We start from the raw sequence: 20,527 nt of genomic DNA, 5'->3' as shown, positions 1-20,527 counted from the left end.
ACGGCGCCATCCGTAGCGCATGGTTACACGATTAAGACGAAAACTTATACAATTTGGAAATGGGAATCGTGCAACTTATTTGCACATTGTTGTAAGCACATCCTGCGGTAAAAAATGCAATTTTACAATGTTCAAAAACCATAATAATCGGAGAATCCTGACAAAGGAATTGGGTAACAATTGCCGGAATCAATTGCGAAACATTTCACTAAGCTTGTCGCATTCCCAAACGTAAAAAAGGAGCCGTGTCAAAACAGCTCCTTTTTTTCATTTAGTTGGTCGTTTGTGCAGGGAAGTATGAAAGCAAAAAAGTGATAAGGAATCCCTACATACCTTACCACTTTTTCTATGTGCCCGATGTCTAAAAGACATCAAGCGGAAATTTCTTCTCTAGCGATTTTTGCATCTAATGTCTGATACAAAAATAGACGCTTCATGTATGCCATTTTTACATTTAAACCATGTGATTTTATATAATTCCCATGTGGTTTACATTTAAACCATTTTAAAACGGGTAGCCGATGGCCAAATTGAATACGAGGTTTTCCTTACGCCACGAACCGCTCCCTAAGTTGATGTCGTCCAAAACCCATTGTTCTCCGTCAGGAAGATAGGGTTTGCGTAGCGGAAAGGCCAAGTCTGTCCTGAGGACGAGGAACGACAGGTCAAAACGCAATCCGACACCAGTCCCGACAGCCAATTGGTTGAGGAATTTCCCCGAGAATTCGGCGCCCGGTTTATTCGGGTTTTTATTCATCAGCCAGATGTTTCCCGCATCGACGAAAACCGCACCATGAACTATACTAAATAACCTTCCGCGCAATTCGGTATTGAATTCGAGTTTGAGGTCGGCCGATTCGTCCGGAAGGAAAGTAGAAGTCGTGTCTTTCCAAGTGCCCGGTCCGATGGAGCGTGCGCGGAATGCCCGGATGCTGTTCGTGCCGCCAATGAAGAATTGCTTGATGAATGGCAGTTCGGACGAGTTTCCGTAAGGATAACCCACGCCCACGATGATGCGGCTGGCCAGTTGTGCATTGTCGCCCAAACGTACGTAATGCCGAAAATCGTGTTCCATTTTCGCGAATTGGCTGAACGCCACATCAAAGACTTTGGTCGTGTCGCCTTGCTTCACATTGGCGCCCGATAGCAATCCGGCCAACGTTCCGGCCACGTCAAGACTGCCTTTGTAGTAGAAGGTGTTGCGCTTTCGTTTGCGCATCGTATTGGTGAATGTGTAGGAATAGTTTGGGCCGAAGATGAGTTGCTTCTCGATTACTTTGGCCAGCGTTCCGGTTTGATCCTGCGCGATTTGCTCGCGGTATAAATCCGTGACGCCGTTCGGGCTGACGAAATTGATTTGCGTCACATTGAATTCGTGTTCCTTGCGGATGTCTTCCTTCCACAAATAACCGAACGACGCCTTGAAAGAATTGAGCGCATACAACTTGATGCGTTTCTGGAATTCATACCCTAAGGTTAGTTTGGTACGCGGCACGAATTCGCTCGCCGAATGCACCCGGAACGGCGTAATGAACCTCGGCCAGATGAGGTTGGCTTCAGACCCGACGCGGTACACGTTGTAGCCTTTATTCTGCCCTGAAACCTGAAATTCCATCCCGCCGAATGCAGCAATCGAAAGCAATTCCGCACTCCGAAATGCATTTCTGTGGCTCCAGTTGATGTTGAGTTCCGAACCGGTATAATTGGCCGAATTCGTCTTTCCGAGCAATTCCACCCGGATCGATTTCTTCGGCAGTGGCGTCAGGTAATAATACGCGTCGAGCGCATTGCGCACACTGTCGGACACCTTGAATTCATTCTTTACGAACTTGAACGTGCCCATATTGATCAAACGGTTCAGCGACAAATTGTGGTCTTTCCGGTTGTACGTGTCGCCGCGTTGGAACAACAACGTACGGTCAAAAACACGCGGGTTGTAGGTCTGTGCAGAATCGATGATGGTGAAGTCGTTGTGCTGGATGACATGGTCTTTGCGATAAGTTACCGTATCGGTCTTGATGGAATAGTTCGGGAAAACCGTAATCTTATTGATGGAGTAGATTTCCTTGGCGCGCGCCGGGGTTTCGGGTTTTACCGTCAGACGCAAATCCACTTCGTATTTCCCAACGGTGCTGTCTACCTTGATGAGCAAGTAATCCGGATTGAAAAAATAAAATCCTTTCTCCTTGAGTCGCGCGTCGATGCGTTCACGCTCGGTCTTGATCAACGCCAAATCATAACCGTCGCCGGGTTTTAATACAGAGCGGCGCTGGGTGCGTGCGATGGCTCTTGAGAGTTGCGACGAATCGTCCGGAAAAATCACATTCCTGATTTTATACTGTTTTCCGGGCCGTACGACATATTCCGCGGAAGCACGTTTCCCGCGCCGGGTAGAATCAGACGCCGTCCTGGCTTTGAAATAGCCGCGGTTCTCGGCATAACTCTGCAGGACATCGGCGTTGTATTGCAAATCCACTTGACTGAAAAGTACCGGTGGTTCGCCCACTTTCGTTCGGAGCCAATGCCTGAAGCCTTTGTCTTTCTTGGGTTCGCCGGCGAGGTTGTAGAAATACAGTTTTGGGCGCAATCCCAAGATTTTCTTGTTCGGACGCGGCCGTAACAAAGCCTTGAACTCTTTTTCGAGTGCCTTCCGTTGCTTACGTTCCATGAGCGAATCTTCGACTTTTACCGTGCCGCCGGTGTAAAGCAAGTCGCCTTTGGTCAGATACTTCGTGTTGCTGCAACTGCAGGCCAGCGCCAGAAGAACAATATACAATAACTTACTTTTCATCCTGAACCGGTTTTGATTCGTCATCTTTTTGTTTCTCGGCTTCCGCTGCCTTGCGCGCTTTGGCTTCCTGCTTTTTTTCGCGTTCACGTCGCTTGAGTTCCTTTTCTTCCTCGGTGCGGTGGAACAATTCCTGGAAGCGGTTATAATCCATCGTTACGACGAATGCCACGCCGGTTTCGATGACTTGGCCTTGCAATGCCATTTCATATTGGTTTTTCCGGTAGGCGCGCACTAAGTAACGTCCGTCTTGCGTGAGTTGGTATTCGGCCGACAAATCGCCGGCAATGTTGTTCGTTTCCTCGCTGGTCTGGCGTTGTCCTTCCACACCGAAACTGCTCCCAACGGTGACTTTCAATCGGTCGTTCAACAACTTCTTGGACACCGCAACATTCAAATCCGTGCGGTCTTCTCTGCTACCGCTCGTGTAGTCTTCGGTCGATTCAAGATCGAAATTCACTTCGACGCCTTTAATGAGTTCGCCCGCCAGGTTGTTGAGTTGCTGCGACAGGATTTTACTCACGCTTTGCCGCGCCAAGGTGTTGGCCGTTGCGCCCGATTCGCTCGAAAACGGATTTTCGCCGATGAAACGGTTCAAGAGCAACAGCGCGAAAACCTGTTTGTTCAGCTCCGACGGTTCTTGCCGCAGTTGCGCGAGTTTGGTCTGCGACGCTTCGATGATGTCGCCCGACACGCCGTAACTGCCATCCGGCAGCACAATGTCGAACGTGATCTCGGGTTTGAGTAATTCACCGTTCATCTTCAAATGCGTCTGGAACGGAAGCCTTTGTTTGTAGGTGTTGCGCACCGCCGGAGCCAATCCGCCCAATTGGTCGTCCAGCAAATCGATCGGGGCTGCGTTCACTTTATAGATGGCTGTAATAGACAGGTTGGCGCTGGTGGGTTCGCCGGTCCAGATGATGTAACTGCCTTTCTCGATTTCGAACTTGCGCTTGATGAGGTTGAAGGTCATTTCGTACGCGCCTTCAGTGAACTCGTACTTGCCGGTGAGCGTGGTTTTACCCGACGGGTCGATGCCGCCGGTTAAATCGGCTTCGCCTTTCAGGTTCAAATAATCGCCGTTGCCTTTGTCGATCACCAAGGACAGCAACGCTTCTTTGTCGGTTTGGATATTCACCGAAACGTCAACGCCCGTTAGGTTAGACTGGTTGAGTTCGTTTTTCATCGTGGCGGTTTGCTGCAGCAAGACTTGGTCCTCGTCCACGAATTCCACGATGCCTTCGCGCTCGGCGATGCCCGGATCGGATTGCGGCAGGACTACTGTGAATTTCGTGTCTTCGTTCACTTTGATGTTGCCCGAAACGACTGGGTTTTCAAGCGTGCCGCGCACTTTCAGATCGGCGTCGAGGAACAAGTCGCCGTAATACAGATCATTGTCTGACGCTTTTGAATTCACGGCGCGGAAGTTTTCGGCGTCGATCCCGAGATTGAAGGTGTATTCCCTGAAATTGGTAGTCAACATCGCGCCGTTCAAAGCAAGCTTGTTGTTCTTTTCGTCGTACACCGTGAATTTATCGAAGAAAATGCCCTGGCCGTTGACCACTATTTTTTCGTTGATGTCCTTGAAATAGGAATTGAGTTGCGTGACCCGAAATGCCACGTCGTCAAAGTTCAAATCGCCGTTTACCCTAGGGCTGTCGGCGGTTCCGGTGATCTTGAAATTGCCCCGTAGCGCGCCTTTTCCGTCCTTGATGTTGCCCATCGTAAACCCTTGAACGCTCGAGACATTGAGTTGGTTCAGATCCAGATTCAAGTCAAAAGACTGCGACGCGGCCTTGTAAAAACCATTTATTTTCACATCGTTCCCGTTGCCCGAAAGCACGACGTCGGCGGCATAGGTATCGGCAACCTGATTGTTTACCTTGATGGCGATGTCGCCCACGGGTTCGCCCCGGAAACTGAAGCCGGTAATGTTCAAATCTGAGGTGAATTCCATGCGGCCGGCGAGGTTTTTCAAAAGTACGTTTCCGTTGAGCGTGCCATCGGCCAACAGCTCGTCTTTCTTGATGAGATTCGTGAGCGTTTTGAGGCTGAAGTCCGTGAACTCCAACCGCAATGGTGCGTTCGCCTGCATGGACTCAGACTGTAGTTTGAAGACGTTGCCTTCGCGTGACAACTCGAAATCATCGGCGAAAATTCCGTCTTTCCCGAAGCGCAGCACATTGTCCGGTGCAATCGTCCAATCGTCGTAATTGAGCTTCAGGCCTTCCGGGTTCAACCTGATTTCGGTATTTCCGTCCACAGATTGCATCCGTCCGTTGATGACATATTGGTCTTTCTTCCCGCTGTCGCGGATCTGTAGATTGTACGTCAGGACATTGTCTTTCGCTTCGCCCGAAATGCTGGTGAACGGCAGTCTGAATTGCGAACCTTGTATGGCATCGATGTCGGCGGAATAGGCGAGTGCGCCGTCGCGGGTTTCCAGATTGACATTCGCGCCCGCAATGGTGTTGGCACCGTAAACCAATCTGGGAATCGACGCGTCCACACGAAGGCTGTCGCCCTGTGAGTTGTAATTCCCTATGATGGCAATCGGCTCCAAACCTGTAATTTGCGGGACGAGCTGGAAAATCACCGGGTCATTGTCAATCTGGATGTCGAACGCAATTTGTTGCGGCGGGGTTGTTTTCCGTTGGCGTCTCGGCGTAGCATCGTAATATTTTGCGATGGTATTCTGGATGGCGTCGGCCAATTTCGAGAGTTGGTATTTGCCTTCGAAATTCGCCTTCAGGATTTGCGATTGTATACGCAACGAATTGCGGTCGGCTGTCGACACTGCGCTGATCTTGATCGAGTCCAGCAGTATCGGGTCTTTGTCTGCCAGGATTTGTAAATGTGCAACGGAAATGTCGCCGTTGAGATAGTCCGGATCGGCGGTCGGGATATCGGCCACGACATTGCCGCGGAGCTTCATCGGGCCGGCATGCAGGTTCAGCTTTTGCAGATCGGCCACGTCCACATTGAGCTTCATTTGCACCGATGGATATTTGTCGTTGAAACCGCCACCGGCATCGAGCGCGAAGGTGAGGTTCGGGTCATTCATGTTGGCTTTCGCGGCAAATAGGCCATTTTGGATGTTGCCGCTGAGGGCAAGATTTTGGTATCGATAACCATTGTATGTGGCGTTTTTCAACAGTGCATCCACTACGGCATTTGCGGTTTTCGGGTTCAGTCCGGTGCCTTTCACTTTTGCTGTCAAACTCACTTTCCCGAGTAATTTATTTTGAATGAGTTGCCCGATGTTGAATTCGTTGAGCGTCACATCGGCGTCATATTTTTCGCGGTCTTTTACGCGCCGGTCAAATAACGCGATGGCTTTTGCGCCGCCATAACTGCTGGAAATGTTGAGGTTCGTGCTGAAATTCTCGGCGTTTCCTTTGGCCGAACCCACGACGCGGATGTTTTGCGGCAGGGCAATATTGGCCGGAATTGCGCCTTTCGGAACGAGATTGTTGATGTCTTTTGCCGTCGTCTGCAAGTCGTTGATGACGATATCGAAGCCGAGTTTTTTCGGGTCGGGCAAACCGGTGACGCGTCCGCTGGCCGAGATGCGCGTGTTGCCGATGCCGCTGAGGGCAAACTTCGGAAAACGGATGTCGTCGAGCCTTCCCGAGAGTTTGGTGTCGAGATACAGGATTGCATCAGGATTGGCTTTGAACGGATTGGTATTTTCAAGCGTTGGCACGAAAGTCAAAATGTCCCGAAACCCGATCCGGCTTTGGTCGATGTTGGCGTCGAACGTGACCGCCGACGGATTTTTCTTTATGGCGTCGAGCGACGGATAGCGTACCACGATATGATCTTTCACCAGCGTCTGCGGCGTTTTTAGGTATAGATTCTTGAGCGATGCGCCGCGGTCTGAATACGCAAATTCGGCCCGGAACGCCTGCACGTCCACGCCGCTTTTTTCCTTGACGGCAAATGATTGGATGTTTCCCGAAATATTGTCGTCGGCGAAGGAAATGCCTTTGGCTTTGGCATTGAAACCCTGGATGTCGAGGTGTTTGTAATCGATGCCTTTCGATATTGCTTTCGCGTTGGCGTCATCGAATTTGAAATTTACATTGGCGATATCAACCTTGTCAAGTTTCAGTTTCCAGCCTTGTTTTTTGATGGCCGTCGTATCTGTGTCCGGCGTTTTGATGTTCTTGTCCAGTTGGCCGAGCGCGAGATTGCCCGATACGTTTTTCAGTTCAAGGTTGTTTAGCGCGATGTTTTGTCGGGCGATGTCAAGCGTTTCAAAGTCGAGCACTAATTTTCCAAGCCTGAGTCCGGTGTTGAGCCTACTTCCGGCGTTATCGTATCCGACATCTATGTTGGAAAGTGCCACCGTGCCGAGTTTGAGCTTGAAATCCGGCCGTTTGGAAACCGTATCGGCAACCTTGACGGAAGTTTCCGCGATTCGTTCCACCAAGCCTTGGTCGAGGGTGAGTTTCAGGCCGTCGAGATTGATTTCCGGAATATTGAAATCCATCGCGTCGAGGTCAAAATTCCGGAACCGCGTATCGAAATGCGTCAACTTGATGGCGACTTTATTTTTCGAAATGGCATCATCCAGCGTGAATCGGATGTCGTCCAACGTGATTTTCCGTACCGAAATCTTCATCGGTTCGCTATCCGTTTTCGGCGCGTCCGACGCGAAGGCATCGATGATGTACTGGAAATTGAACACCGAATCCTGGCCACGTTTGAGGTTTGCCGTGGCGCCGGAGAGTTTGATGGAATTTATTTCGACTTCGTTGCTGAACAATTTGAACAGGCTCATGTCAACGGCCAATTTTTCGCCGGCCAGTAACGTGTCTTTCTGTTGGCTTTCGAAGTAAAATCCGGTGAGGATGACTTTTTTCGGCAGCCCGATTTCGATGGATTCGATTTTTACCGGCGTCTTGATCTTGCCTTCAATATAAGCGACGGCTTTGTCCTTGACGAAATTCTGGAAAAACGAAAATTGGAGCAGCAACACCAGCAAGAGGAACAACCCGATCACCGTGCCGACGATCCAGGCTAAAATTTTCAGCGTTCTCTTGACGTATGGGTGTATTTTTTTCTTGCTCATCGGGAAATGCGGCCTTGGGCGGAAACTCCGCCTAAAAGGTAACCAAAATTGAGGTTTTTCCCGTTAAAAGGTTTACAGAATTACCTGTTTATGTTGCAGGATTTTTCAGGATTTATAGACGTAATCTATCGGTAACGCCCAATCGATGGCCAATAATCGTTGAATGGCTTTCTTTAGTTCGGCGAAGGAATTGGGCTTGGTAATGTAAAGGTTTGCACCCATTTGCTGCGTGTCTTCGATGTCTTTCTTGGCCGAAGATGTTGAGTAAATCACTACGGGAATGGTTTTTAGCCGGTCGTGTTCCCGGATTTCGCGCAAACATTCCTTGCCGTCTTTCTCAGGCATGTTCAAATCAAGCATCACGACATCGGGCAAGGCTTCGGCTTCAAGCAAATTCGCCATGAGTTGCATGCCGTTCGGAACCCCGATTACGTGTGCATCGTGTATTGAGGCTGCTTCGGCAAAGAGTTCGCGATCGTCCGGATCGTCGTCGGCGAGTAAGATTTTGTAGCGTTCCATGACTAGGGTTTCGTCATGGTAAAACTACAAAATTCAAAAATACGTTTAACAGTTGTTGAACTATTGTTTGAGGATTTTTGCCAGTGTTTGCTCCAATTCCTTCATGTTGTGCGCTTTGACGACAATGTCAACTGCACCATTTTCGCGGCCAGCCTTGAGGATTTTAGGGTCAGCGTACGTAGAATAGAGGTAAACCGGGACGTTCTTCACGCGTGAAATTTTCTTAATTTCCACCACGCATTCCACACCTTTCATTTTGGGCGTGTCTACATCCACGAAGATAAAGTAAGGATTCAGTTTAGGATCGGCCTTCAATTTTTCAATCGCATGCTCACCATCGTTCGCGGTAACATAGTCAACCGAAACGTCCAGGTGTTTGAGCGCATGACCGAACATTTCCTGATCGTCAAAGTCGTCGTCAATGAGCATGCATATGATTCTTTTCCGTGCCATAATCTAAATTGGAAGAGCCAAGGTAAGCCTTCATTTCCCTAACGCGTTTTTTTTTAGATAATTGGCAGTTAAATCTGTTGAGTAACACTTTTAAGAAAACTTTGTGCTGTTCGTCGATGAAATTTTTTACTGATTTGTGTTGGTGTTCTAAAAAGCCGTCGTATATTTGCACCGAACATCGCGGGATAGAGCAGTAGGCAGCTCGTCGGGCTCATAACCCGAAGGTCACAGGTTCGAGTCCTGTTCCCGCTACTAAAAAGACGGATTGGAAACAGTCCGTCTTTTTTATTCTACGAGTAACTCATCTGTTTTGATGTAATTGAACTTCAACGCCATCAGCACCACTTTCATAAAGTTTTTGGCGTCGGTTTTTTCCATGATCCGCTTGCGATGTGTCTCTACCGTCCTTTTGTTGATAAACAATTTCTCTGCGATTTTCATACTGTCGAAGCCTTTGGCCGCCATCCGGACAATCTCCAACTCCCGATCGGTCAAGCTGCTCAACAAATCTTTCGGCCGTGTTGGATGGTGGTCTGTGAACATCGTCAGTACAAAACTTTGCGCCAATTCAGGGTCCAAGTAAAATCCGCTACTGTAAACCTTCTGGATGCCGGTTTCCAATGATGCCGGATTCGAACTTTTGGTGAAATAGCCGTGTGCACCCAATTCGAGCGATTTCCTTACGGCGTCGGCCGAGGCGTGTTGCGATAGCATCAGCACTTTGAGTTCGGGAAATTCTTTATGAAGCCTTTTACAAGTTTCATGGCCGTCCATTAACGGCATCTGAACGTCCAGCAGCACCACGTCAACGGCATTACCTTCTAAGGCACTAAATAATTCCAGGCCGTTTGCTGCTTCAACGACCACTTCCATTTTTGGGAATGTCGAGATCAATAAGGCGAGACTTTTTCTAATCAGGAGATGGTCGTCGACCACTGCTATCCGCAACATTTTACGTAGGTTTTTTCGGTCATAAAAAATAGACAAAATATAGATGCAAAAGTGGTCCTTAGAGAAAAATAAAGAACGATACGCAAATAGCCTAACGTATTTTTACGTAGGAAATTTTTTTAAAATGCAGTATTTATACTTACATCGGTTCTACATCAGGCGTTTAGCTTTGGGAAACCTTCCGGAAAGGCAGTTTAATAACCTCAAAAATTATCTCAAAGATGAAGACAAAAAGCCTTTTAACCGCATCGCTGTTTTTTACGGCATTTATGCAAGCGCAACAGTTTCCACATGTCGCCGCCTCCAATGGTGACGCAGAGCGTGTGGCTAATTTCCGTGTAAACGACGAAGCCAATGACTTCCTGGAGATTACCAACTCCACGCAGGATCCGAACAAGTTCATCCCGTCGATTTATGCGCACCAACAGTCAGATACCCGATATGTCCTGCGGCATTTTGCGACAACCACCAGCGCATTCGATAGCGGAACCATCCCGTTGATGATTTTCCGGTCGGAAATCAGGAACAACATCAACCTGGGTGCCCCGAATGGCGTCAGCACCTTTCCATGGGGCGCGAGTGGCAACAATGTAGTAAATCGGCCTTTGTTCGGCTGGGAGAACGGCGACACACAGCTGATGCGGATTATGGCCAACGGATTTATAGGTATCGGCACAACTACGCCAACAGCGCTATTCCATACAAGAGGCACGGTGCGTTTTGAGAACATACCGACTTCCACAGCGAATCAGTATGTGTTAACCGCAGACGCCAACGGTAATGTCAGCCGTCAGTTGACGACGTCCATCGGTGGTTCCGGCGGGATCAACAGCACCTGCACCACGCTGAATCGTCTGCCAAAGTCGACCTCTTCCGGAGACTTGACGTGCAGCCAGTTGTTTGACAACGGAACCAGTGTCGGAATCGGGACATTCAGCAATTTCACATACAATACCAGCGGTTTGGCTACAACTACCACAGGTTACACCACCGGAACCCTGAAACTTAGTATTGCCGGAGTGGTACGCGGTAATGTCTTTATCTCAACGTCGGACGAAGGTTACAAAGAGAACATCAAGCCGATTGAAGGTGCGCTTGAAAAAATCACAAAGCTGGACGGCAAGACGTACACGTGGAATAAAAACGACAATCCGCAGATGAATTTTGACGAAGGCGACCACAGCGGATTCATCGCCCAGCAGGTAAAATCGGTGCTGCCTCACCTGGTGTACACCGAGGTAAATGACGAAAAAGGCGATGAGGGCAAAATGTCGGTAAATTATATCGAATTGATCCCATACTTGGTAGAAGCCATCAAGGAACAACAAGCTAAAATTGATGCCCTGCAAATCCAAGTGAATGGCGGTGTCGCCAAGCAAAACCAAGCATTGGTAAAATATGAGAACACCAAAATCGTCAGCGTATCACCAAATCCTTCAAGCGATGTCGTTCAGGTGTCATTCAGTATCGAGCCATCAGTACAGTCAGCCGAACTTCAGGTTTTTGATTTGAATGGCAAGATGATGGGCAGCCTGAACATAAAAGAGCGCGGCAGCAACCTGACCAAATCATTCCAAAAGGACAATTTCGGCGCCGGCATTTATGTTGTTAGTTTGGCCATCGATGGCGCGCACATCGACTCCAAGAAGATTGTTTTCAAATAATATTATTTCGCGCCAAAAGAAGCCCTGCGATGAGCAGGGCTTTTTATTTTAGATACTTTCGGAAATTTTCGGTGTCGACCCGCGCCTTTAAATCGTGCAGCAGGTTGTATAACCCAAAAAACGTACGGTTGATGTATAGGAAATGTTTCGAGCCGCGGTTGCCGTTCATCTTGCGCAGTTGTGTGTCTTTGGAGAAACGCTCGCCCATATCGGCCATTCTGCTGAAGAAAACGTCATCCGAAAAATCGAAATTCGGCTCGTAGAATGGCCTGGTGAACAACTGGAGCATTTCGTGGAACAACGCCGTAAAATAAACCACTTCTTCCTTGGTATCGTCTGGCCGGATGATTTCCAACTCGTGCAATTTTTTGGAGAACAATTCAGGGTTGTCCACAGTTTCAGGGCGTGCGAGTTCAAAATACGGCACGTAGAAATCTTCCGGTACGTGTTTGATGCAGCCGAAATCAATGGCTACCAGGTTGTGGTCTTTATCGATCAGGAAATTACCCGGATGCGGATCGGCGTGCACTTGCCGCAGCCCATGGATCTGAAACATGTAAAAATCCCATAACGTCTGGCCCAAACGGTCGCCGAGTGCGCGGTCTTGGTTTACGGCCGCGAATTCAGACAAATGCTGTCCGGAAATCCAATCCATAGTAATGATGCGCTGTGACGACCACTCCGGATAATAATCCGGGAAACGCAGGTTCGGGATGTGGTGGCAGGCGTTGGCCGTGAATTGGCCCTGACGGAGTTCGAGTTCGTAGTCGGTTTCCTCGAGGAGTTTGTCCTCGACTTCCTTGAAGTACTTTTCAGAATCCTTGCCTTGCAAATTGAACATTCTCGTAGCAAAAGGCTTTACGATGGCGAGGTCCGAACTGATGCTATCGGCCACGCCCGGATATTGTATTTTCACCGCAAGCGTTTTGCCGTTCTTCGTGGCTTTGTGCACCTGCCCGATGCTGGCCGCATTGACCGAATCGGGCGTAAACGTATCAAAAACGGATTCAGGATAAACGCCTTGGTAAGTCTTGAACGTCTTTCGTACCAACGGCGCGGACAATGGCGGCACCGAGAATTGTGCCAGCGAGAATTTCTCGACATACGCACGCGGCATGATGTTCTTTTCCATAGACAGCATTTGCGCCACTTTAAGCGCGCTGCCTTTCATCTGTTTCAAGCCGTCGTAAATATCGGCGGCGTTGTTTTCGTTGAGTTTGTCTTTGGTCACCGACGGATTGATCAGTTTCTCACCGTAATACGAGATGTAATTTCCGCCAACCTTGATGCCGGTCTTGACCAATTTTCCGGCGCGTTCGAGTTTCCCCGTCGGGATGCTGTCTAGTGTTTTCATGTTATCGGCCTTCTTTCCAAAGAAATTTACCCAGATCGAATAGGCTTTCCACGGGTTTGGTGTCGATCAAATCAAACGCGGTATTCACTGATTTTTCGATCAGGATGTCCGTCTTTTCAAACCCTTTCGAATGGTCGTTGAGCCAGAATTTGAGCACGAACAGGAATTGCACCCATGCGCCTTCGGCAAAGACCGGATCGCTGTATTTTTTTATTTTCTGTTTCCACTCAGCGTCGGCCGCGCCCGGGATTGTCTTGACATAATCGATGAAACGTCTGCGGAACTGTGCCAATTGCGGAACATTCTTCAAACCTTCGCCATTTTCCTTGAGCGCATACAAAATGTAGCCGCGGTTGAGCGTGAAGATTTCGAATAACGTAAAATACAATGCGAGCAGTTTGTTGCGCGACGAATACGAGTCAAAACCCGGTTCTTTCGCAATGGCCGCCAGCGCGTTGTCCAGGAATTTCACCCAGATGATTTCGCGGATGCTGCCCACCGAGCCGAAATGTTCGAAGAAAACAGCTTCCGGGATGCCGGCCTTCTTGCAGAAAGTTGACGTCGAGGAAATTTCATCCTGCCGTCCGTTCATTAAATCCATGTATTTGGCGATGATCTGGTCTTCGTCCCAAACCGGTTGTTTCTTGGTCTTGGCCTTTGTTTCCATGACATTTTTTTGTTTAAGTGTCCCAAAGTTAGCGGCTTACCGGCGGAACATATTTTAAACATCTGTTAATGTTCTTTCAAAAGTTTTGTCAACAAGCGGCGCGTCATCGCTCCAAGAAAGCGTACTTTTGCAAAAAATAATTCCATGCACAAGGCAGGCTTCGTCAACATTATCGGAAACCCGAACGTCGGTAAATCGACACTTATGAATGCGCTGGTAGGCGAGCGGTTGTCCATCATTACCTCAAAGGCGCAAACCACGCGACACCGCATTTTGGGGATTGTTAACGGCGATGATTTCCAGGTGATTTTTTCCGATACGCCGGGCATTATCAAACCCGCTTACGAAATGCAGGAATCGATGATGCAGTTCGTCAAGTCGGCTTTTGAAGATGCCGATGTGCTCATTTATATGGTCGAGATCGGGGAGAAAGACCTCAAGGACGAAGCGTTTTTCAACAAAATCGTCCACGCCAAAATCCCGGTGCTGTTGCTCATCAACAAAATCGACAATTCCAACCAGGAACAATTGGAGGAAGCCGTCCAGATGTGGAAGGAAAAAGTCCCGAACGCGGAAATCCATCCTATTTCGGCGCTCAACAATTTTCAGGTGCCGGAAGTATTTGACCGTATCTTGGAACTGCTGCCCGCATCGCCGCCGTATTACCCGAAAGACACGCTTACAGACAAACCCGAACGCTTTTTTGTCAACGAAACCATACGCGAGAAAATCCTGCTGAATTACGCCAAGGAAATCCCGTATGCCGTTGAAGTGGAGACCGAGGAATTCGTCGAAGACGATCACATCATCCGGATCCGCGCGGTCATCATGGTGGAACGCGAAACCCAGAAAGGCATCATCATCGGGCACAAAGGCGCCGCGCTGAAGAAAGTCGGGATGCAGTCTCGTGAGGATTTAGAGAAATTCTTCGACAAGCACATCCATATCGAATTGTACGTCAAAGTCAACAAGGATTGGCGGAGCAATGCACGGCAATTGAAGCGTTTCGGCTACAACAACTGATTCAGCGCAGCAAACCGCTCGTTCCGGGATAAATGTCCACATAATCCACGACATTTCCGCCACCGCAGTTCTCCATATTCTGAAGTCTATAATATTTTCGGTTTCCGGACCGTATGAATTTTTGTTTCCCGGTCTTGATGCAAGGTTTCCCGCCGTTGTTGAAATTGACTTTGGTTTCCACCGTGCCATCAAACTCAAGTTCACGGTCGGACACACGCCTGATGACGCCCATGATGTTCAGGTATTGGCGGTCTTCGGTGGCCTGGCTGCCACTGATCTGGTAGGAACCGTCAGGCAAATAATCGAGCGTGGCTTCGCCCGGCGCCGACCATGAAATCCATTGTAAGGTGACAGGATTTTTTCCCGACGGATTTGCGGCATTTTTGGCCAATGTATCGTCGGTGAAAGCTTCTGGCCGGCGCAGGCTGTCAATCACTTTCCTGAGACTGTCGTTTTCCCGACGTAAAGACGCGTCATCTGATGTGGCAATGATGGTCTTCGATGTTTTTTCAGTACAGGCGCCCACGAACAAGAGCAACATGATGGCAACATATTTTTTCATAATCACAAATTGAATCATAAAAGTAGCGACGTTGCCACGCTACTGGGTTATAAAATCATATTGACGACTTTACGCAATTCCAATGGCGTCTTTACCCGTTTTTATCTTTCGGTTTATTAGCCTACCTTTGCGCGATAATTACACGCTATGAGCAACATCGTCGCCATTGTAGGCCGTCCGAACGTCGGAAAATCAACCTTATTCAACCGCATGATCCAGCGGCGCGAAGCCATTGTAGATTCTGTGGCTGGCGTGACCCGAGACCGCAATTACGGCAAAAGCGAATGGAATGGCCGCGAGTTTTCGGTCATTGATACCGGCGGTTACGTGCGCGGTTCAGACGACGTTTTCGAGGCCGAAATCCGCAAACAAGTGGAACTGGCCATCGATGAAGCCGACGTGATTTTGTTCGTGGTCGATGTCGAGGAAGGCATTACGCCGATGGACGAAGAAGTCGCGAAATTGCTTCGGAAAGTCACCAAACCCGTATTGCTCGGCGTCAACAAAGTCGATAACGCGATGCGCGAAAAAGACGCCGTGGAATTCTACAACCTCGGCTTGGGCGAATACGTGACCTTTGCCAGTACATCGGGCAGCGGTACGGGCGAATTGCTTGACGCGCTCATCGATATTTTCCCCGAAACCCCAGAACCGACGCAGGAAGAAACACCTTTGCCGCGCTTTGCGGTCGTTGGCCGTCCGAATGCGGGCAAATCCAGTTTCATCAACGCGCTCATCGGGCAAGACCGTTTTGTGGTGACCGATATTGCCGGCACCACGCGCGATGCCATCGATACCAAATTCAACCGTTTCGGTTTTGAATTCAACTTGGTTGATACGGCCGGCATCCGCCGAAAAGCGAAAGTCAAGGAAGATTTGGAATTTTATTCGGTCATGCGTTCGGTACGCGCCATTGAACATGCAGACGTTTGCATCTTGATGGTCGATGCTACGCGCGGATTTGAAGGCCAGGACCAAAACATCTTCTGGCTTGCCGAGAAAAACCGCAAAGGCGTTGTCGTACTGGTCAACAAATGGGATTTGGTCGAAAAAGATACGATGTCGGCGCGCGATTATGAAAAGAAAATCCGCAAGGAACTGGAACCATTTACCGACGTTCCGATTGTTTTCGTATCGGCGCTCACCAAGCAGCGTTTGCTCAAGGCGTTAGAAGCCGCGGTGAAAGTGCATGAAAACCGCAAGCAGCGCATTTCGACTTCCAAATTCAACGAGCACATGCTCAAGGTGATCGAAAGTTATCCGCCGCCGGCGCTCAAAGGAAAATACGTGAAAATCAAGTATTGTATGCAATTGCCGACAGAAACTCCGCAGTTTGTGTTCTTCGCCAACCTGCCGCAGTACGTGAAAGATCCGTACAAGCGTTTCCTGGAAAACAAAATCCGAGAGAATTGGGATTTTGAAGGCGTCCCGATTGATATTTACATCCGTGAGAAATAGAAAAAACCCGGTCTTTGGCCGGGTTTTTTTATTGAAAAGTGCTCAGATTATTTCTTCGTGCAAGGCGATGCAACTTCAAATTGATACGTCTTGTCGGATACTTTTTTGATGCTCGGGTCATGCCTGTGGTCTGGCTTGTAGGACGCGCCCGTGGCCAAGTCAACGATGATGCCCAAAAGCCCCCAGGAAATCACACTCAGGATGAAGTTTCCGGTGCGGAATGATTTGTCGTAAGTCTTCGCAGTCGTTTCGCAGCCGTCTTCTTTCAATTCAACTTTGAGCGGCTGGTTCCGGTGGTAAATGCCAGTAGCCGTTCCGCGGCCGATTTTTTCGCCATTTACGTAAATGTCTGCGTTAGGGCGGTCTTTTGCTACGATTTTCGCTTCGTAACGGCTTCCGCCGAACATGACGCCGCAGCTGCTGAAGGTAACGGCCATTGCCAGAAACAAGGCCACAATAGAAAGTCTTTTTGTCATAAAATACAGTTTTCGTTTTGCTTAGTGAGCGGCGAAAATAGGTAAATAAATTTGCCCGCAAAACAAAGTTGTGTGCCGCGCAAGCAGAAAACTGTCGCTTAAAATCTAGCGCCCGCCAGCGTTTCTTGTATCGTGCTGTGAACCAGTTTGTTGTAGAAGCAATCCGTAAAAACGAGAGATGTTAAATTATTTTTGTTTCGGACGGTCTCGATACCAATCCTTGAACGTCATCGTTGTTTCATAAGGCTCGCTTAATACGCGGTAAACGGTATATGGCAGTAATATGACGCCGCATAACTGGCCGATCAAAATCGCGGTCATGGAGGCATTGAATACAATCAGCAGCAGGGTTAACAGTAGAATGCCGGTCGTAGTTCCGAGCAAGAGTAGGGCAATCCTTTTCATGACTTAATAGATTTAGTTTCGTTGTAAAGGTAAGTTGCGAAAACGCCGAGGTTCGTTAACTAATCCCCAAAGTAGGTTATATGATTTCGCCGATTTTTTTCCTTTTACATGGGCATTCCTGTAACGACTTGTAAGAAAATATTTGCGTAGGCCATACTAAAATGGTTTTTTTGCAGTTTTTTACGACACAAACCAAAACCATTTATGCCAAAATCATTTCGCTTTCTGCTGCTGTTCTTAGTATCGCTGCCCGTTTTCTCACAGACGGTAACCATCCGGGGGAAAGTCCTCGAAGAAAAAACACAACTGCCACTTGAATCGGCGACGGTTTACCTGACGCGCGTGGCCGATACCTCGGTCGTAGATTACACCATTACCGAGAAAGACGGTTCCTTTTCGCTCAAGACGCCCAAGTCTAAAAAGGCGATGTTGCTCAAAGTGTCGTTCGTGGGTTACAAGACGTTTCTCAAGGAATTGCCTTCATTGGAAAATGACCAAGATTTCGGGACTTTGCAGCTCGCCGAAAACGACAACACGCTCCAGGAAGTCGTGCTGAAGAACGAAGTGCCGCCGGTGCGCGTTAAGAACGATACGCTCGAATTCAACGCGTCGTCATTCAAGCTTCGGCCCGATGCCAATGTAGAAACGTTGCTCAAGCAGTTGCCCGGCGTAGAAATCGATGCCGACGGAAAAATCACCGTCAACGGCAAGGAAGTCAACCAAATCCTGGTGAACGGCAAACCGTTTTTTGACAAAGACGGAAAAGTGGCTTTGCAGAATCTGCCGTCGGACATCATCAACAAAGTCCAGGTGACCGATTCAAAAACCAAGGCCGAAGAGATTTCCGGAAAAGCCGCCAGTTCAGACGCCGCGAGCATCAACCTGACCATCGACGAAGACAAGAACAAAGGTTTGTTCGGGAAAGCAACGGCCGGTTACGGCTCAGACAGCCGGTATGAAAGCAGCTTGCTTTTGAATTATTTCAAGGATACGCGCAAGATATCGGTATTGGGTTCGGCAAACAACATCAACTCGACCGGATTTACCATGAATGAGATTTTCGATTCCATGGGCGGCGGCCGGAATTATTCCATCTGGACCAACGACGACGGCAGTTTCGGGATCAACGGCATGATGTTCGGCGGCGGACGCGGCATTACACGCTCGAATATGTTCGGAGCCAATTACGCCGACCAGTGGTTCAAGGATTTCGACGTGAACGGTAGCTATTTCTACATCGACGCCAATACCAAGAACAACAACCGCACGAAGCAAGTCAACCTCTTGCCGGATGGCGATTTTACGACGACATCGCGTTCTACGACAGAAAACGCCAAATTCGCGCACAACTACAATTTTGCGGTGGAGTATAAGATTGATTCCACCGCGACCATTTCTTTCAACCCGAAAGTGGTGCGTTCGCATTCGTCCAACAAAAACCGTTTTTCGCAGGAATCGACCGACGAAAACGGGCAATTGCTCAACGAAAGTTCAGGCAACACACTCAGCGACGCCGACAAGAATTCCATCGAGAACAACTTTTATTTCTTTAAATCCCTGAAACGGAAAGGCCGTTCCATCGGGATTACTTTCGACAACGAAAATACGCGCGAAGACAGTTTTGATTTGAACCGCTCGCTTACGATTCTCTACGACGACACAGACAACGACGGCGTCCCGGACACGCAGGCCGAAGACAATCGCGACCAATTAAGGCGGCAACGTGCGGTGCTCGACAACTATTATTTCCAGGCCGAATACGTTGAGCCCATCACCGATTCGCTCAGCCTCGCGCTCGCGGTGCAATACACCAACCGCCGCCAGACCGATTACCGCAATACGTTTGCCTTCGACGGCAATGACTACACGGTGTACAAGGATTCACTGAGCAGTTTCACGACGTCACAGCAAGAATCTTGGGTGCCGGGCGTGGGCTTGACCGTACAACGCTCGAAATTCAGCGGCAACCTGTATCTGTACACGAAATTGGCTGATTTCCGCAACCGGTCTTTGTATTTGGGCGATGCGGTCACGCTCAATAAAAATTACATGCTGCCCGAGATCAACGGCTATCTGAGTTACCGTTTTACGAAGTCGAAATCACTGTGGTTCAGCTATAATTATAACGTAGATTTTCCGCAAGCCGACCAGATTTTGCCGGTAGAGAATTTCTTCAATCCATTGATTACGTTCAAGGGAAATCCCGATCTTGACCCGGAACAAAGGCATTATACTTATTTGAATTTCCGCGATTACGACTTCGCGACCAAATCGGGCTACACGTTGTACGCAGGGGGGAATTATTATACCAATCAGGTCGTGAGTGCGACCTCGTTCGATGCCAGCCGCAAGCGGTTCATCACGTACCGGAATATAGCCGACACTTATAATTCATGGTTCGGCGGCAACTGGAGCAAGTCTTTCAAGAAGGAAGCCCACTCGTTTAAATACAGTTTCGGATTAAATGCAGGTTTGTCGCGCAACAAGGGTTTCATTGACGGCGAAGGTTACGCAGCACGTGCCATCCGGATGACGCCGCGGGTAAATTTTACTTATGATTACGGCGAATTGCTGTCCATCAATCCGAGCTACAATTACACCTACAACGTCACGTATTACGAGAATTACAATGTGGAAAAACAAAGCAACGTCGTGCACGAGTTCAAGTTGCAAACCACATCGTATTGGCCGAAACATGTCGTTTTCGGGAACGACGTCAGCTACCGCTACAATTCCAACATCGCCGACGGTTTCAAAAAGGATTTCTACCTCTGGAACATCAGTTTGGGTTACAATTTCCTCAGCGACAAACTGCTTGCGAAGGTCAAAGTTTACGACGTCCTGAACCAGAACCAGAACGCCACGCGTACCATTACGGCCACATCCGTCCGCGATGAGATGAACGATGTATTGCAACGTTACGTGATGTTTTCACTGACGTATAAACTCGAGAAATTTGGCGGGAAGAAGAAAGAAGGAAGCCATTTTTGGTGGCAAGACTAAACTAATTAATGATTGACAATTAATAATTAATAATGAGAAAGCCCGGATTAATCCCGGGCTTTTTGTTTTTGAACACAGTCAGTAATTATTCATTATTAACTATTNATTANTCATTAAGAAAATCACC

Annotated in this window: 14 protein-coding genes and 1 tRNA gene; 5 read left to right on the top strand and 10 right to left on the bottom strand. The window is 48.6% G+C overall.

The window, feature by feature from the left end; all coding sequences use genetic code 11:
• Positions 1-505 precede the first annotated feature (505 nt).
• The 4 genes from tamL to ACM9J1_RS11145 all read right to left on the bottom strand — a co-directional run bounded on the left by tamL (position 506) and on the right by ACM9J1_RS11145 (position 8,837).
• The gene (tamL, locus tag ACM9J1_RS11160; RefSeq protein ID WP_415582129.1) at positions 506-2,791 is read right to left on the bottom strand and encodes a translocation and assembly module lipoprotein TamL; all 2,286 of its coding nucleotides are present in this window, start codon (positions 2,789-2,791) and stop codon (positions 506-508) included.
• Positions 2,781-7,865, bottom strand: coding sequence for a translocation/assembly module TamB domain-containing protein (locus ACM9J1_RS11155; protein ID WP_415582128.1), 5,085 nt, complete (start codon positions 7,863-7,865; stop codon positions 2,781-2,783). Before ACM9J1_RS11155 ends, tamL begins: the two co-directional genes overlap by 11 nt.
• A gap of 105 nt (positions 7,866-7,970) precedes the next feature.
• Positions 7,971-8,384, bottom strand: coding sequence for a response regulator (locus ACM9J1_RS11150; RefSeq protein ID WP_415582127.1), 414 nt, complete (start codon positions 8,382-8,384; stop codon positions 7,971-7,973).
• Positions 8,385-8,444: 60 nt separating this feature from the next.
• Complete coding sequence (locus tag ACM9J1_RS11145) at positions 8,445-8,837, bottom strand: response regulator (protein WP_415582126.1); 393 nt, start codon at positions 8,835-8,837, stop codon at positions 8,445-8,447.
• A 179-nt stretch (positions 8,838-9,016) separates the two neighbouring features.
• On the opposite strand from ACM9J1_RS11145, the gene ACM9J1_RS11140 reads away from it, so the two are divergent.
• Positions 9,017-9,089 (top strand) — tRNA-Met (locus ACM9J1_RS11140).
• Positions 9,090-9,122: 33 nt separating this feature from the next.
• Here the strand turns inward: ACM9J1_RS11140 and ACM9J1_RS11135 are convergent.
• Entirely contained in the window at positions 9,123-9,788 is a 666-nt protein-coding gene (locus ACM9J1_RS11135; RefSeq protein WP_415582125.1) for a response regulator transcription factor, read from the bottom strand.
• A 221-nt stretch (positions 9,789-10,009) separates the two neighbouring features.
• Between ACM9J1_RS11135 and ACM9J1_RS11130 the strand changes: the two genes are divergently transcribed.
• Complete coding sequence (locus ACM9J1_RS11130) at positions 10,010-11,452, top strand: tail fiber domain-containing protein (protein WP_415582124.1); 1,443 nt, start codon at positions 10,010-10,012, stop codon at positions 11,450-11,452.
• Positions 11,453-11,495: 43 nt separating this feature from the next.
• Here the strand turns inward: ACM9J1_RS11130 and ACM9J1_RS11125 are convergent, their stop codons facing one another.
• Both ACM9J1_RS11125 and ACM9J1_RS11120 read right to left on the bottom strand, forming a co-directional pair.
• Positions 11,496-12,806 carry an ABC1 kinase family protein gene (locus ACM9J1_RS11125; RefSeq protein WP_415582123.1) on the bottom strand — a complete coding sequence of 437 codons (1,311 nt, stop codon included), beginning with the start codon at positions 12,804-12,806 and terminating at the stop codon, positions 11,496-11,498.
• A gap of 1 nt (position 12,807) precedes the next feature.
• A complete protein-coding gene (locus ACM9J1_RS11120; protein ID WP_415582122.1) occupies positions 12,808-13,473 on the bottom strand; it encodes a TetR family transcriptional regulator C-terminal domain-containing protein in 666 nt (221 codons plus the stop codon).
• Between the two features lie 144 nt (positions 13,474-13,617).
• On the opposite strand from ACM9J1_RS11120, the gene era reads away from it, so the two are divergent.
• Entirely contained in the window at positions 13,618-14,496 is an 879-nt protein-coding gene (gene era, locus ACM9J1_RS11115; protein ID WP_415582121.1) for a GTPase Era, read from the top strand.
• Position 14,497: 1 nt separating this feature from the next.
• On the opposite strand, the gene ACM9J1_RS11110 is transcribed toward era, so the two are convergent.
• The gene (locus ACM9J1_RS11110; protein ID WP_415582120.1) at positions 14,498-15,058 is read right to left on the bottom strand and encodes a hypothetical protein; all 561 of its coding nucleotides are present in this window, start codon (positions 15,056-15,058) and stop codon (positions 14,498-14,500) included.
• 147 nt (positions 15,059-15,205) lie between these two features.
• Between ACM9J1_RS11110 and der the strand changes: the two genes are divergently transcribed.
• Positions 15,206-16,516: a ribosome biogenesis GTPase Der gene (der, locus tag ACM9J1_RS11105; protein WP_415582119.1), complete on the top strand. Its 1,311-nt coding sequence runs from the start codon at positions 15,206-15,208 to the stop codon at positions 16,514-16,516.
• A gap of 47 nt (positions 16,517-16,563) precedes the next feature.
• On the opposite strand, the gene ACM9J1_RS11100 is transcribed toward der, so the two are convergent.
• Together ACM9J1_RS11100 and ACM9J1_RS11095 are read right to left on the bottom strand one after the other, a co-directional pair.
• Positions 16,564-16,992, bottom strand: a complete 429-nt coding sequence (locus ACM9J1_RS11100) for a hypothetical protein (RefSeq protein ID WP_415582118.1) — start codon at positions 16,990-16,992, stop codon at positions 16,564-16,566.
• Positions 16,993-17,178: 186 nt separating this feature from the next.
• The gene (locus ACM9J1_RS11095; RefSeq protein WP_415582117.1) at positions 17,179-17,397 is read right to left on the bottom strand and encodes a hypothetical protein; all 219 of its coding nucleotides are present in this window, start codon (positions 17,395-17,397) and stop codon (positions 17,179-17,181) included.
• A gap of 204 nt (positions 17,398-17,601) precedes the next feature.
• Here ACM9J1_RS11095 and ACM9J1_RS11090 point away from each other — a divergent pair, with 204 nt between their 5' ends.
• Positions 17,602-20,400, top strand: coding sequence for an outer membrane beta-barrel protein (locus ACM9J1_RS11090; RefSeq protein ID WP_415582116.1), 2,799 nt, complete (start codon positions 17,602-17,604; stop codon positions 20,398-20,400).
• Positions 20,401-20,527: the final 127 nt, after the last annotated feature.

The sequence above is a fragment of the Flavobacterium longum genome (assembly GCF_965137575.1).
GTDB lineage: Bacteria > Bacteroidota > Bacteroidia > Flavobacteriales > Flavobacteriaceae > Flavobacterium > Flavobacterium longum.
The sequence above is the reverse complement of the archived record's forward strand: the minus strand, read 5'-3'. Positions and strand labels throughout refer to the sequence as shown.